The organism is Bacillus sp. JJ783 (genome assembly GCF_036963225.1).
GTDB lineage: Bacteria > Bacillota > Bacilli > Bacillales > Bacillaceae_G > Bacillus_A > Bacillus_A cereus_U.
Genome location: NZ_JBALMG010000064.1, coordinates 25,498 through 38,490 on the forward strand (window position 1 = coordinate 25,498; position 12,993 = coordinate 38,490).

Here is a 12,993-nt window from a genome sequence, read left to right on the forward strand (position 1 = left end):
AAATCGTCTCACTATATATATACGAACAGTCCTTTATTATTATGATTATTATACTATGAGTATCATTATACGAAAATAAAGGAGAGTTGTGGGCTTTTTTTGCAACAATTGAGTAGAAAAAGCGAAGTGGGAGACAATAAAATGGAATTTCTATGTATGATTATTATCATTCGTTAAACATGGAAAGTATCGCGTAATGATACGGAGGTTATGATGCGGAAATTATTATATTTTATAGTATGCATTAGTTTTATGCTTTTTGTTTCACCGAGTGTATCAGTAGCACAATATGATGCACCGCTCATGGAAGATGCTCTTTATTCTGTGTTATTTCCAAAAATGAATGAAGCGATTGAGAAACAATATGGAAAATTAAAACCGTTTGATTGTCCCAAAATTATTAGTCTAAAAAAACTTTATAGCGGTACATATTTATTTCAAGCAGTAATTGAAATAACGAAATATGAATCAGGAATAGGTGGAAAAGTACTTCCGCCGTTTGAGAAGATAAGTATGACATTTAACAATGAAGAAGGAGAATGGACTGTTACAAAAATTTCTATAAAGCGCTTACCAAATGATACGAAATTAAACTGTAAAAAAACAATATAAAAAATTGTTTGACAAATAAAATGGTCCTTTGGTATTGTTAATAGCAACAATTAGATGTTTGAAAATTAAATAGACTTACCTCATCTACTCTCAAAGGTAGAGGCCGCGATAGGAAAGAGTAAGCTATGGGAGATTTAGTGGAATCTGTGATCATAGGTTGAAAGGGACTATTGCCGAAATATAAGAATGACCACGTTATTCATATATTGGGACTGCATTGAATAAATGTAGTACTGTCATAATATTTATTTTATGGAGAGCTATTTGGAGATGTTGATGCGGTTTCTTATTTTGAGAAGATAACAACTTGTTTATTTTTTCAATATATATTTTTCCTAATAAGAAACGCGTGTGAACATTGTTCCGCGCGTTTTTTGTCTATCTAAAAACGTGCTGCAATGAATAGAAGATTGGGGTTATGAGTTTTAGAGGAAATAAGGGAGGAATTCAAATGTATTTACACGGCACAAGCCGAATCAATGGGCAAGGACACTTAGAAATTGGAGGGTGCGATACGACGCAACTAGCAAAACAATACGGAACACCACTTTATGTATACGATGAAGAGTCTATTCGAGGAAAATGTCGTGCGTTTCATCGTGCTTTTAAAGAAAGTGGTTTCTCTTATCAAGTAGCATATGCTAGCAAGGCGTTCTTGTGCATGGAGATGTGCCGAGTAGCTCGTGAAGAAAATATGTCTTTAGACGTTGTCTCTGGAGGAGAATTATATACTGCACTCCAAGCAGGATTTCCGGCGTCGCGCATTCATTTTCACGGAAATAATAAAACAGAAGAAGAAATGATTATGGCTCTTCAGGCAAATATTGGTTGTTTTGTGGTAGATAATTTCTTAGAATTAGAAATTTTACATGATTTAGCAGTGCAACATGGGAAATTTGTGAACATATTAATCCGTGTAACGCCTGGAGTAGAGGCACATACACACGAATATATAACAACAGGTCAAGAGGATTCGAAGTTTGGATTTGGTGTTTCAAATGGTCAAGCGATGCAAGCAATTGAGCTAGCTTTGCAAAAATCAAATTATAATGTGCTAGGAATTCACTCGCACATCGGATCACAAATATTCGAAACGGCTGGTTTTGTTCGAGCAATTGAAGTACTACGTCAATTTTTAGAAGAAGTGAGAGAGCGAACAAACTATGTGGTGAAAGTATTAAATGTCGGCGGAGGTTTCGGTATACGTTATACGGAGTCTGATACACCGTTAACACTTGAAACGTATGTGCACGCTGTAACAAGTACGGTGAGAGAGCAGTTTACATTATGTGAATATCCACTTCCTGAAATATGGATTGAGCCAGGGCGTAGCATTGTAGGGGATGCGGGAACAACAATTTATACAGTCGGAGCGGTGAAAGAGATTCCAGGCATAAGAAAATATGTTTCAGTCGATGGTGGGATGACAGATAATTTAAGGCCGGCTCTATATGGAGCGCGTTATGAGGCGATGTTGGCGAATCGAGGGAATGATGAAAATGAGGAACTTGTTTCGATTGCTGGGAAATGTTGTGAAAGTGGAGATATGCTGATTTGGGATATTAATCTTCCTAAAGTTGCTTCTTCTGATTTACTAGCGATTTCTTGTACAGGGGCATATGGGTACTCGATGGCTAACAATTATAATCGTATTCGTAGACCGGCTGTAGTCTTTGCAAAAGGCGGAACATCACAAATTGTTGTAGAACGTGAAACATATGAAAATATTATTGGGAACGATCGCATACGTATTAAAGAACTTGTTTAAATATGAAAAAAGGAGTTGTTCAGATGGGCAATTCCTTTTTTATAAAATAAAATAATTAAAATATATCGGAAAACTAGGATTGAAAAAAATCAGAATTATGATAAAATACAAATACAAAGCTTATCAAGAGAAGCTGAGGGAACTGGCCCTACGAAGCTCGGCAACCTGCTTATAGAAAGCAAGGTGCTAAATCCAGCAAAATGGAATCCATTTTGAAAGATAAGGTAAAATATATTACCGAACAGTCTTTTCGAAATGGGAAAGATTTTTTTTATGAATAAAAAGGGGGGCTGTTTGCGTGAGCGTACGGGAACATTTTGATGAAGTGTCCGAAAAAATTCAAACGATGCTTGCTGATATGAAATATGGTTCAATTACAATTGTGGTGCAAGATGGAAAAGTGATTCAATTAGAGAAAAGTGAAAAGGTCCGTTTAAAGTAAAAAGCGCTGACTAGAAAAACTAGAGGCGGTTTTAATCTATTTTATAGATTAAAACCGTCTTTTTGCTTTTACAGGGGGAAAAAACATGTTGACGTATGAAACGTGGGAAGAAAATGGTATTTCATTTTCAGAAGAAGATGAAACGAAAGGCGCGCTATCAGTATTAAGTTGGGCTTATAAAGAATATAAAGGTGAAATTGTATATGCATGTAGCTTTGGAGTGGAAGGGATGGTTTTATTGCATCTTATAAACCAAGTAAATCCATCTGCTAAAGTTGTATTTTTAGATACAAATGTTCACTTTCAAGAAACGTACGAATTAATTAAAAAGGTACGAGAGAGATTTCCTTCATTAAATATTATAGAAAAACAGCCAGCACTTACACTTGAAGAACAGGCAAAGCTTCATGGGGAAAAATTATGGGAAAGTAATCCGAATCTCTGTTGTAAAATCAGAAAAATTTTGCCGCTAGAAAAATCATTAGCAGCCGAAAAAGCGTGGATATCAGGCCTTAGAAGGGAACAATCAGAAACGCGTAAGCATACAAAATTTGTGAATCAAGATCATCGTTTTCGGTCTATTAAAATTTGTCCGCTCATTCATTGGACTTGGAAAGAAGTTTGGCGATATGTATACAAACATAGTTTGCCGTATAATCCGCTGCATGATGTTGGCTATCCAAGTATTGGGTGTGAAAAATGTACATTGCCTGTAGGAGATGGTGGCGACTCAAGAGATGGAAGATGGGCTGGGAAAATGAAGACAGAATGCGGACTTCATTTTCAATAAGATAAATCTTGAAATAAAGCTAAGAGGGGATATAAAAAGATGAGTGCAACAAATAAATTAGTAAACCGTATTGATGAAACATATGACATATCGAATATTGTAAAAGAAATTGAGCTAGACAAAATTGCGCTTAGTGATTTAGAACTTCTGGCGATAGGGGGATATAGTCCACTTACAGGATTTTTAGGGAAGAGAGATTATGACTCAGTTGTAGAAACACTGCGCTTAGTAAACGGTAGTGTTTGGAGTATACCGATTGCATTACCAGTAACAGAAGAAGAAGCGGATAGATTGAAAATTGGAGAAGAAGTAAAACTGGTTAAAGATGGAACTGTATATGGTGTTATTCAAATAGAAGATATTTTTGTACCGGATAAAGAAAAAGAAGCGTTACTCGTGTATAAAACGACGGATGAGGCTCATCCAGGTGTGAAAAAATTGTACGATCGACCGAACGTTTACGTTGGAGGAGCTATTATTCTAATACAACGCTCTGAAAATAATCAGTTTGCTTCTTATTATTTAGATCCAATCGAAACAAGAGAAGAATTTAAAAAACGGGGATGGAAAACAGTAGTTGGTTTCCAAACACGCAATCCTGTACATCGTGCACATGAATATATTCAAAAATCTGCACTTGAAATTGTAGATGGTCTCTTTTTAAACCCGCTCGTTGGTGAAACGAAATCAGATGATATTCCAGCTGATGTAAGGATGGAAAGTTATGAAGTATTACTGCAAAATTATTATCCAAAAGATCGCGTTTTTTTAGGGGTATTTCCCGCAGCGATGCGTTATGCAGGACCACGTGAAGCGATATTTCATGCGCTTGTAAGAAAAAATTTCGGCTGTACACATTTTATTGTAGGTCGGGATCACGCTGGAGTGGGAAATTATTACGGAACATATGAAGCGCAGGAAATCTTTACTGACTTTACGGTGGAAGAGTTAGGAATTACGCCGCTATTTTTTGAACATAGTTTTTATTGCGTTAAATGTGAGGCGATGGCTTCGACAAAAACGTGCCCACACGAGAAAGCGGACCATGTTATTTTGTCAGGTACGAAAGTAAGAGAAATGTTACGAAATGGAGAGATTCCACCAAGTGCATTTAGCCGTAAAGAAGTAGTGGAAGTGTTAATTAAGGGTTTGAAGAAAGAAGCAGTAACAGAATAGGGAGAGAACGAGATGGATACAAATATTACTTGGCATACAGCGTCTGTTTCAAAGGAAGAGAGAAGAGTGAAGAATGGTCATCATAGTTTTGTAATTTGGTTTACAGGCTTATCAGCTTCGGGTAAATCAACAGTAGCAAATGCGGTGGCTCGGAAACTATTTGAAAACAATATCGGAAACTATGTATTAGATGGGGATAACATTCGTCACGGTTTAAATAAGGATTTAGGTTTTTCTGAAAGTGAACGTATGGAAAATATAAGGCGTATTGGTGAAGTGGCGAAGTTGTTTGTAGATGAAGGAACAGTTGTCCTTACAGCGTTTATTTCACCATATCGAATAGATCGTAAACAAGTTAGAGACCTTTTGGCAGCAAATGAATTTATTGAAGTCTTTGTGAAGTGTCCGATTGAAGAATGTGAGAAACGTGATCCGAAAGGACTTTATAAAAAAGCGAGACAAGGTGATATTAAGCAGTTTACGGGCATTGATTCACCGTATGAGGAACCAGAACGAGAAGAATTAATTGTAGAAACGCACAAGTATTCTATTGAAGAATGTGCAGAACAAATTGTGAAGTACTTACAAGAGCGTAGTTTCATATAGGGGGGATAAAAGATGAGTTATGAAAAAGTGTGGGCTAATACTGAAAAATTAAATCAAACAGAGAAAAAGAAATTAGAGAAAGACGGATTAGAAATCTTTAATGATATTCCTTACTATGCGGAGAATGGATTTGAATCTATTCCGAAAGAAGAGTGGGACGCCTTTAAATGGGCGGGATTGTATTTGCAACGACCGAAAGAAGCGGGCTATTTTATGATGCGTGTCAATATTCCTTCTGGGATTATTACAAATGCGCAGGCAGAGGTGCTAGCTTCCATCGCTGAAGATTATGGGCGTGATGTGTTAGATATTACGACAAGACAGGCGATTCAGTTTCATTGGTTAGAAATTGGGCAAATTCCGGATATTTTTAAAAGGTTAGCGAGAGTTGGTTTATCTTCAGCGGGGGCATGCGGTGATATTACGCGTAATATTACAGGTAATCCACTTGCTGGAATTGATGCGAATGAACTATTTGATACAACATCGATTGTTAAAGGAATATACGAGTACTTCCAACATAATGAAGAGTTTTCTAATCTACCACGTAAATTTAAAATGTCTATTAGTTCTAACATTTATAATTCAGCAAATGCAGAGATTAACTGTGTGGCATTTACACCTGCTACGAAAGAAATAGATGGTGAGAAAAAAGTTGGTTTTCACATAAAAGTAGGCGGAGGCTTATCAGCTCGTCCGTACTTAGCGGAAGAATTAGATGTATTCGTTTTACCAGAAGAAGTGAAGGCAGTATCGATTGCAATTGCTACTATATTCCGTGATTTTGGATATCGTGAAAAACGCCACTTAGCACGCTTGAAATTTCTTGTCGCTGACTGGGGCGCTGAGAAATTTAAAGAGAAATTAGTAGAATACACAGGCTTATTGCAAAGTAAAGGGGAAAGTGCTCTCAAAGGCTGGAATGCAGGATACTTTTATGGTGTTCAAGATCAAAAACAAGAAGGATTAAAGTATGTCGGCTTTAATGTACCAGTAGGACGTTTACATGCAGAGGAAATGTTTGAGATTGCTAGAATTGCAAAGCAATATGGAAACGGGCAAATTCGTACTTGCAACTCACAAAACTTCATTATTCCGAATGTTCCGCCAGAAAATGTTGCAGGATTATTAAGTGAACCTTTGTTTGAAGCAATTTCTGCAAATCCGAAATCATTTATTGGTCATGCGGTTTCATGTACTGGTATTGAGTATTGCAATCTTGCGTTAGTAGAAACGAAAGAAAGATTACGCAAAATCGCAGAGTACTTAGATACACAAATTGCACTCGATGTTCCAGTTCGAATTCATATGGTAGGATGCCCGAATTCCTGTGGTCAACGTCAAATTGCTGATATTGGTTTGCAAGGGATAAAACTGAAAACGAAGGAAAAGGGAATCGTTGAGGCGTTTGAAATATATGTGGGCGGAACGCTATTAGACGGAGGAGCATATAACGAAAAATTAAAAGGGAAAATAGATGGAGAAGATTTGCCGGATGTTCTCGTGTCCTTTTTAAGTTATTTCCAAAAGAATAAATTACTAGCCGAAACGTTTTATGATTTCGTAGGGCGTGTTGGAGTGGAAGAATTACAAATTGTACTAAATCGTGTATTAGAAGAAGTAATAGCGTCTTAGGAGGGACAATATGGATTTATATCGATTTGAAGCTGTAATAGCGAATAGTGTTGTTCCAATAGTCGTTGTTGCTCAAAGTGAAGAACAAGCATTTAAGCTTGCCGAGATAGAACTTGAAAAATACTTTTTACCGCTACCAGAAGTGAAGGAGATTTCTTTGTTTGAAAAAAAGAAGATTCGAAAAGGGGCAGCATTTGTTATTCATGAGTAAGGAGAAGTGTAATACGAAATAATAGTAACTTCCATTCGTGATGAAGAGTGGAAGTTTCATTTTATAGTAGAAATGAGGAGAGATGATGGGGAAGGTTTATATCGTTGGGGCGGGTCCTGGTGATCCGGATTTAATTACTGTTAAAGGGTTGAGATGCATCGAGAAGGCTGATGTTATTTTGTACGATCGTCTCGTAAATAAAGAATTGCTTTCTTATGCAAAGCCTGAAGCAGATTTAATTTATTGCGGGAAACTCCCAAATTATCACACGATGAAGCAAGAGACAATTAACACATTTCTTATTAAATATGCGAAAAAAGGAAAAGTTGTAACGAGGCTTAAGGGCGGAGATCCATTTGTATTTGGAAGAGGTGGAGAAGAAGCTGAAGCGTTAGCAAAGCAAAGTATCCCATTTGAAATTATTCCTGGTATTTCAGCAGGTATAGCTGCTCCTGCTTACGCTGGAATTCCAGTAACGCACCGCGATGCAAGTGCAAGTTTTGCTGTTGTGACAGGGCACCGGAAAGAAGGGGCTGAAGAGGAAGTGAAGTGGGAAAGTTTAGCGAAAGGTGTAGATACATTAGCGGTCTATATGGGGGTTAGTAATTTACCTTACATATGTGAACAACTAATAAAACATGGAAAAGATCAAAGCACACCTGCCGCTATTATTGAGTGGGGAACGACATCTATGCAGCGTACTGTTACAGCGACATTAGGAACAATTGTAGATGTTGCTAAAAAAGAACAAATTCAAAATCCGAGTATGATTGTTATTGGAGAAGTTGTCCGTTTTAGAGAAAAGATACATTGGTTTGAGAAACAAGCGGAAAATGCATATCCAGTAAGCGGAGTATTGTAAAATGAAGGCTGTATTATATATATGTCATGGGAGCCGTTTGAAAGCAGCAAAAGAAGAAGCCGTTGTATTTATTACGTCATGTATGAACCGTGTAGAGGCAAATATTCAAGAAATTTGTTTTTTAGAGCTAGCGAGTCCTTCTATTGAAGAAGGATTTCGTACATGTGTGAAGCGTGGTGCTACAGAGATTGTCGCTATTCCTGTTTTTTTATTAGCGGCAGGACATGTAAAGAAAGATATTCCGCTTGAATTACGAAAGTTAAACGAGGAATATCCGGATATCAAAATAGTGTATGGTAATCCATTTGGTGTATCAGAAGTGCTTGTAAAAGCGGTATATAACGGAAGTGGCATTCAAGACTATGAAGAAGAAGTAACACTTTTGCTTGTTGCAAGAGGGAGTAGTGATCCGGAAACTTTACAAGACATAAATTGGATTTCTTCTTTATTTCAAAAAGAAGAGAACATTAAAGAGGTGGAAGTTTGTTATTTAGCAGCTGCAGAGCCGAAGTTTGATGAGAAGTTGAAAGAAATTGTAGAACAAAAAGAACGGAACATTGTTGTGTTACCTTACTTATTATTTACAGGCTTACTCATGAAACATGTTGAGAAAGAAGTGCGTCAATATGAGTCGGAAGAGATAAAAATAAGTCCATATTTAGGAAAGAATGTAGCGTTTCGAGAGATGTTAATTCAGAAAACAGAGGAAATATTGAAGGGAGATCAATATGTATCCACTTACAGTGCGAGTTGATAAGAAACGTGTTGTTGTCATTGGTGGAGGGAAAGTAGCAGGGTTTAAAATTATTCCTTTACTAAAACAAGGTGCGGATATTGTTGTGGTAAGTACAGAATTAGATGCAAATTTAGTGAAACTTGTAGAAGAAAAGCAAATTCGTTGGTATCAAAGAGAGTATGAGAAAAGTGATATTAAAGATGCTTTTTTAGTAGTTGCAGCGACTAGCAATTCGGTACTAAATGAACAAATTGCTGAAGATGCCTCGGTAAATCAATTGGTAAATGTTATTACGAATCCGGAAAGTGGAAATGTTCATTTTCCGGCGGCAATTCATCGTGGACTACTTAATGTAGCTGTTTCTACTGGAGGGGCAAGTCCGAAACTTGCAAAAAAAATTCGTGATGATATCGCAAATAAATATGATGAGAAGTATGAATCGTATCTTGATTTTTTATATGAAGTTAGAATAAAAGTGAAAGAATTACAAGTAGAGAAAAGGCAAAAAAATATATTGTTGCAAGAAGTATTAAAGTCGATATATGTTCAAGATGAACAAAAAAGAGAGCTTTTTTTACAAGAATTTGAGAGGGGAATTTATATAGGATAGTGAGTGAATTGTGCTTTACAAATATAAAAATATAATTTATAATCACAAGTAACTTCAAAAGATGAAATCGATGAGCAAGAAGAGTACGTATATTTGATGCGTTCAGAGAGCTGGGGTAAGGTGTGAGCCCGGTACGATAAAATATACAGAATGGGCTTGCGAGAGGTATGCTGAACATTGCAGTAGGCAACCCGGGTTCCGCCGTTAAAAGGATAGGGTATCGGAATTTTCCTGTACCTGAACAAGTGGGATTTATTGATCCAATTGAGGTGGTACCACGGTATTCTATTACATATATCGTCCTCTACATGCATATTTGCGTGTAGGGGACTTTTTTATTTTCTAAAGGAGGTGTGCGAGTATGAAATGAAAGTGTATAATTGATAAAAGTTATAATATTCAGAAAAGGAGAAATTATAATGAAAGAAACACAGCAATGGACGTCGAAAATAGGCTTTGTACTCGCAGCAGCGGGAGCCGCAGTAGGTCTTGGGGCAATATGGAAGTTTCCATATGTTGCAGGTAATGGCGGGGGAGGCGCATTCTTTCTTGTATTCTTACTATTAACTATATTTATTGGTATGCCTCTTCTTGTAGCTGAATTTGTTATTGGCCGTAGTACTCAAAAAGAGGCAGTTACAGCTTATAAAGTATTAGTACCAAATAGCAAGTTATATTCTTGGATTGGTCGTATGGGGGTTGTTACTTGTTTTAGCGTACTATCTTTTTATAGTGTTGTAGGTGGATGGATTTTACTTTATTTATACTATAGTGTCACAGGTAGTTTCTGGAACGGAGTAGTCGATTATGGGCAATTGTTTGCTGAAACAATTGCAAATCCAGTAAGTGCGATTGGGGCGCAATTCATCTTTATGCTTTGTACCATTTTTGTTGTTAGTAAAGGTGTGGAAAAAGGCATAGAAAAGGCAAGTAAGTACATGATGCCGCTATTATTCATTTTATTTATTGCTATCATTATTCGTGCGTTAACACTTGATGGTGCTATGGCTGGGGTAGAGTTCTTCTTAAAACCAGATTTTTCAAAGCTTACAGCAGATACGATTTTATATGCGATGGGACAATCTTTCTTCTCACTAACGGTAGGTGCCTCGGTAATGGTAACGTATAGTTCGTATTTAAAGAAAGAAGAGCATTTAGCTAAATCAGCAACATCTATTGTAAGTTTAACTGTATTTGTTACAGTACTTGCAGGATTAGCGATTTTTCCAGCGATTTTCGCATTAGGAGTTAAACCGACAGAAGGACCAGGGCTACTGTTTATCGTTCTTCCTGCTGTCTTTGCGAAAATTCCATTTGGACAATTTTTCTTCATTATGTTTTTAGTTTTATTCTTCTTTGCGACTTTAACATCTGCGATTTCAATGCTTGAAATTGTAGTAGCATCTGTTGCGAAAGATAATGAGAAGAAGCGTCCGTCAGCTTCGTTATTAATTGGTATTCTTATTTTTGCAGTTGGAATTCCATCAGCGTTATCGTTTGGAATTATGAGTGATGTGAAAATATTTGGTAAGACATTCTTTGATTTCGTCGATTTTTCGGTAAGTAATGTGTTACTGCCGTTAGGGGTACTAGCCATTTCGCTATTCGTACCAAATAAAATGAGTAAAGAGTTATTAATGAAAGAATTAGAAGTTACGGAAACGAAAGGGAAAACATTATTTAACATTTGGTTCTTCTTACTTCGTTATGTTATTCCGGTAACTGTAATTATCGTATTTTTAAATGCGGTAGGCGTATTTAAAATGTTTGCATAATAAAAAGACGGAGATTTCTCCGTCTTTTTATTATGTTGTAGAAGTATTTAATAAGCGATTATATGCTTTATAAGCTGTGACAACTGCGATAAATGATCCAATTAAAAATAACGCTGAGCCGCCGAATGTAAATAACCGACCGATGTATGTTTCTCTAGCTTCTTCTATTTCTTCTTGTAATTGTGTATTCATATTTACCACCCCGCAAAATATAGGCATTTAGTTGTAGTTTATGTGGAATGCCTATATTGTGTGAAGTGTAAACAAAAAATCTCGGTATGCACCGAGATTTTTTATAATCCGATATAAGGAGACGGATCAACTGCGTTTGTCTTACCAACATTCCATTCCCCGATATGAAGTTCGAAGTGTAAATGTTGTCCGTAAGATTGACCGGTATTTCCCATAAAGCCAAGTTGATCGCCTTGTTTTACAGTTTGTCCATTTGATACAGAGCGGCTATTCATATGTGCATACACTGTCGTATATGTTTTTCCGTTAACACGGTGAGATAAGTAAACAACGTTTCCGTAACTAGAGGATAATTCTGAACGGATAACAACGCCATCTGCAGCGGCAATAATTGGAACTGTTCCCGAAGCTGCGATATCGATTCCTTTATGGTTATCTAAAGAACGTGCGCCGAATCCAGAAGTTTTTGATCCAGCGGCTGGCTTAATAAATCCACCTTTGTTCGTATCTTGCGGTGTTGGTGCGGATTGTGTGCTTTCTTTAGCAGAGGCGGCGGCTTGTTTTTTTGCTTCCTCAGCCTTGCGTGCCTCTTCAGCTTTCCGAGCTTCTTCTGCACGTTTTTCTTCTTCAATTGCTTTTTGAACAGCTTGACGCTGGTTTTCTAAAATACCTTGTGACTCTTCTAATCCTTCAATCTCGGAATCTACTTTTGATACTTTCGTATGTAGATCTTTAATAAGAGTTTGTTGCTGTTGTTGATTACTTTGTAACTCTTGTTGTTTTTGTTCTAATTTTTGTTCAGATTCTTTCAGTTGTTGCTCTTTTTTCTCAACAGCCTCTTTTTCTGTCGTCACAGCATTTTGATCACTTGTTTGCTTTTTCACAATATCGGTATCATTATTTAAAATTAAACTTACAGAGTACATATTATCAACAAGATCGGCAATATTTGCAGAACTTGTTATTACTTCTGTAATGATACTCGTACGAGGCTTTTCTTGCATAGATTGTAGTCGTTGTTTAATAACTTCCTGCCGTGTATCTATGTTCGTTTGTAATTGCTCTATATGTTTCTTCTTTTCAGTAATAACTTGCTGTGTGTTGCTAATTTCTTTTTTTGTATCGTTTAATTCAGCTTCGTTTTTATTAATAGAAGTAGTTAATTCGTCGATTTTCTTTTGTAATTCCTGGATTTCTTTTTCTATTTGTTCTTTCTCAGCTGATTTATTTTGTAAGTCAGTTTGTTTGCCTTCTAATTCAGATTGAATATTAGATAATTTATTTTCATTCGTTTCAGCGTATACGGGTGACAGTGACGGGGAAACGAAAATCGTTCCAGCTGCTAAAACACTAAACGCTGCAAATTTCTTTTTCATTGTTGTCTTGCTCCTTTCCCTATGAATGTATATATCATAAGAAGAAGAAGGGTGTCTATTGTTGTAATCATAATGTAAAGAAAACTTTATAAATTTGCTAAGTTTTGTCGGAATTTAGTATCTTTTCGTAGTGTTTGTCATAAAGTGAAATTTTTGCATGCATACAAAAATGCACCATTTTCTATTTTTTTTTTTTTTTTTA

14 protein-coding genes, 2 riboswitches and 1 other annotated feature are annotated in these 12,993 nt (G+C 36.5%); of the genes, 12 read left to right on the forward strand and 2 right to left on the reverse strand.

Annotated elements, in window-relative coordinates; genetic code table 11:
* Positions 1-213 precede the first annotated feature (213 nt).
* The 12 genes from V7038_RS14705 (at position 214) to V7038_RS14760 (ending at position 11,223) form a co-directional block, all read left to right on the forward strand.
* On the forward strand, positions 214-612 hold the full coding sequence (locus V7038_RS14705) for a DUF3888 domain-containing protein (protein ID WP_002158658.1): 399 nt from the start codon (positions 214-216) through the stop codon (positions 610-612).
* A gap of 89 nt (positions 613-701) precedes the next feature.
* A riboswitch (Lysine riboswitch) is annotated at positions 702-883 on the forward strand.
* A 180-nt stretch (positions 884-1,063) separates the two neighbouring features.
* The gene (gene lysA, locus V7038_RS14710) at positions 1,064-2,380 is read left to right on the forward strand and encodes a diaminopimelate decarboxylase (RefSeq protein ID WP_002158657.1); all 1,317 of its coding nucleotides are present in this window, start codon (positions 1,064-1,066) and stop codon (positions 2,378-2,380) included.
* 117 nt (positions 2,381-2,497) lie between these two features.
* Positions 2,498-2,606: riboswitch (SAM riboswitch) on the forward strand.
* Positions 2,607-2,678: 72 nt separating this feature from the next.
* On the forward strand, positions 2,679-2,822 hold the full coding sequence (locus V7038_RS14715; protein WP_002149491.1) for a YezD family protein: 144 nt from the start codon (positions 2,679-2,681) through the stop codon (positions 2,820-2,822).
* Positions 2,823-2,907: 85 nt separating this feature from the next.
* Positions 2,908-3,612: a phosphoadenylyl-sulfate reductase gene (locus V7038_RS14720; protein ID WP_002158656.1), complete on the forward strand. Its 705-nt coding sequence runs from the start codon at positions 2,908-2,910 to the stop codon at positions 3,610-3,612.
* Between the two features lie 39 nt (positions 3,613-3,651).
* Positions 3,652-4,788 (forward strand): sulfate adenylyltransferase, encoded by a 1,137-nt coding sequence (sat, locus tag V7038_RS14725; protein ID WP_335470656.1) that lies wholly within the window; start codon positions 3,652-3,654, stop codon positions 4,786-4,788.
* Between the two features lie 12 nt (positions 4,789-4,800).
* Complete coding sequence (gene cysC, locus V7038_RS14730) at positions 4,801-5,394, forward strand: adenylyl-sulfate kinase (RefSeq protein ID WP_002202654.1); 594 nt, start codon at positions 4,801-4,803, stop codon at positions 5,392-5,394.
* 12 nt (positions 5,395-5,406) lie between these two features.
* A complete protein-coding gene (locus V7038_RS14735; protein WP_071151099.1) occupies positions 5,407-7,029 on the forward strand; it encodes a nitrite/sulfite reductase in 1,623 nt (540 codons plus the stop codon).
* Positions 7,030-7,039: 10 nt separating this feature from the next.
* Positions 7,040-7,240, forward strand: coding sequence for a DUF3906 family protein (locus tag V7038_RS14740; RefSeq protein ID WP_002201189.1), 201 nt, complete (start codon positions 7,040-7,042; stop codon positions 7,238-7,240).
* A gap of 85 nt (positions 7,241-7,325) precedes the next feature.
* Complete coding sequence (gene cobA, locus V7038_RS14745; RefSeq protein ID WP_070138997.1) at positions 7,326-8,102, forward strand: uroporphyrinogen-III C-methyltransferase; 777 nt, start codon at positions 7,326-7,328, stop codon at positions 8,100-8,102.
* Between the two features lies 1 nt (position 8,103).
* Complete coding sequence (locus V7038_RS14750; RefSeq protein ID WP_070138998.1) at positions 8,104-8,856, forward strand: sirohydrochlorin chelatase; 753 nt, start codon at positions 8,104-8,106, stop codon at positions 8,854-8,856.
* On the forward strand, positions 8,831-9,448 hold the full coding sequence (locus tag V7038_RS14755) for an NAD(P)-binding protein (RefSeq protein ID WP_002201187.1): 618 nt from the start codon (positions 8,831-8,833) through the stop codon (positions 9,446-9,448). The genes V7038_RS14750 and V7038_RS14755 overlap by 26 nt, the downstream gene beginning before the upstream one ends.
* Positions 9,449-9,509: 61 nt before the next feature.
* Positions 9,510-9,756: a binding site (T-box leader), on the forward strand.
* A gap of 111 nt (positions 9,757-9,867) precedes the next feature.
* Complete coding sequence (locus tag V7038_RS14760) at positions 9,868-11,223, forward strand: sodium-dependent transporter (RefSeq protein WP_335470659.1); 1,356 nt, start codon at positions 9,868-9,870, stop codon at positions 11,221-11,223.
* Between the two features lie 30 nt (positions 11,224-11,253).
* On the opposite strand, the gene V7038_RS14765 is transcribed toward V7038_RS14760, so the two are convergent.
* Together V7038_RS14765 and V7038_RS14770 are read right to left on the reverse strand one after the other, a co-directional pair.
* A complete protein-coding gene (locus V7038_RS14765) occupies positions 11,254-11,415 on the reverse strand; it encodes a hypothetical protein (protein ID WP_002158647.1) in 162 nt (53 codons plus the stop codon).
* Between the two features lie 101 nt (positions 11,416-11,516).
* Complete coding sequence (locus V7038_RS14770; RefSeq protein WP_002202650.1) at positions 11,517-12,791, reverse strand: murein hydrolase activator EnvC family protein; 1,275 nt, start codon at positions 12,789-12,791, stop codon at positions 11,517-11,519.
* Between the last annotated feature and the right edge of the window lie 202 nt (positions 12,792-12,993).

What these genes read in the sequence shown, in the direction of transcription:
- V7038_RS14705 (WP_002158658.1), top strand. Translation starts at nt 214, where the DNA reads ATGCGGAAATTATTATATTTTATAGTATGCATTAGTTTTATGCTTTTT.
- lysA (WP_002158657.1), top strand. Translation starts at nt 1,064, where the DNA reads ATGTATTTACACGGCACAAGCCGAATCAATGGGCAAGGACACTTAGAA.
- V7038_RS14720 (WP_002158656.1), top strand. Translation starts at nt 2,908, where the DNA reads ATGTTGACGTATGAAACGTGGGAAGAAAATGGTATTTCATTTTCAGAA.
- sat (WP_335470656.1), top strand. Translation starts at nt 3,652, where the DNA reads ATGAGTGCAACAAATAAATTAGTAAACCGTATTGATGAAACATATGAC.
- cysC (WP_002202654.1), top strand. Translation starts at nt 4,801, where the DNA reads ATGGATACAAATATTACTTGGCATACAGCGTCTGTTTCAAAGGAAGAG.
- V7038_RS14735 (WP_071151099.1), top strand. Translation starts at nt 5,407, where the DNA reads ATGAGTTATGAAAAAGTGTGGGCTAATACTGAAAAATTAAATCAAACA.
- V7038_RS14740 (WP_002201189.1), top strand. Translation starts at nt 7,040, where the DNA reads ATGGATTTATATCGATTTGAAGCTGTAATAGCGAATAGTGTTGTTCCA.
- cobA (WP_070138997.1), top strand. Translation starts at nt 7,326, where the DNA reads ATGGGGAAGGTTTATATCGTTGGGGCGGGTCCTGGTGATCCGGATTTA.
- V7038_RS14750 (WP_070138998.1), top strand. Translation starts at nt 8,104, where the DNA reads ATGAAGGCTGTATTATATATATGTCATGGGAGCCGTTTGAAAGCAGCA.
- V7038_RS14755 (WP_002201187.1), top strand. Translation starts at nt 8,831, where the DNA reads ATGTATCCACTTACAGTGCGAGTTGATAAGAAACGTGTTGTTGTCATT.
- V7038_RS14760 (WP_335470659.1), top strand. Translation starts at nt 9,868, where the DNA reads ATGAAAGAAACACAGCAATGGACGTCGAAAATAGGCTTTGTACTCGCA.
- V7038_RS14765 (WP_002158647.1), bottom strand. Translation starts at nt 11,415, where the DNA reads ATGAATACACAATTACAAGAAGAAATAGAAGAAGCTAGAGAAACATAC.
- V7038_RS14770 (WP_002202650.1), bottom strand. Translation starts at nt 12,791, where the DNA reads ATGAAAAAGAAATTTGCAGCGTTTAGTGTTTTAGCAGCTGGAACGATT.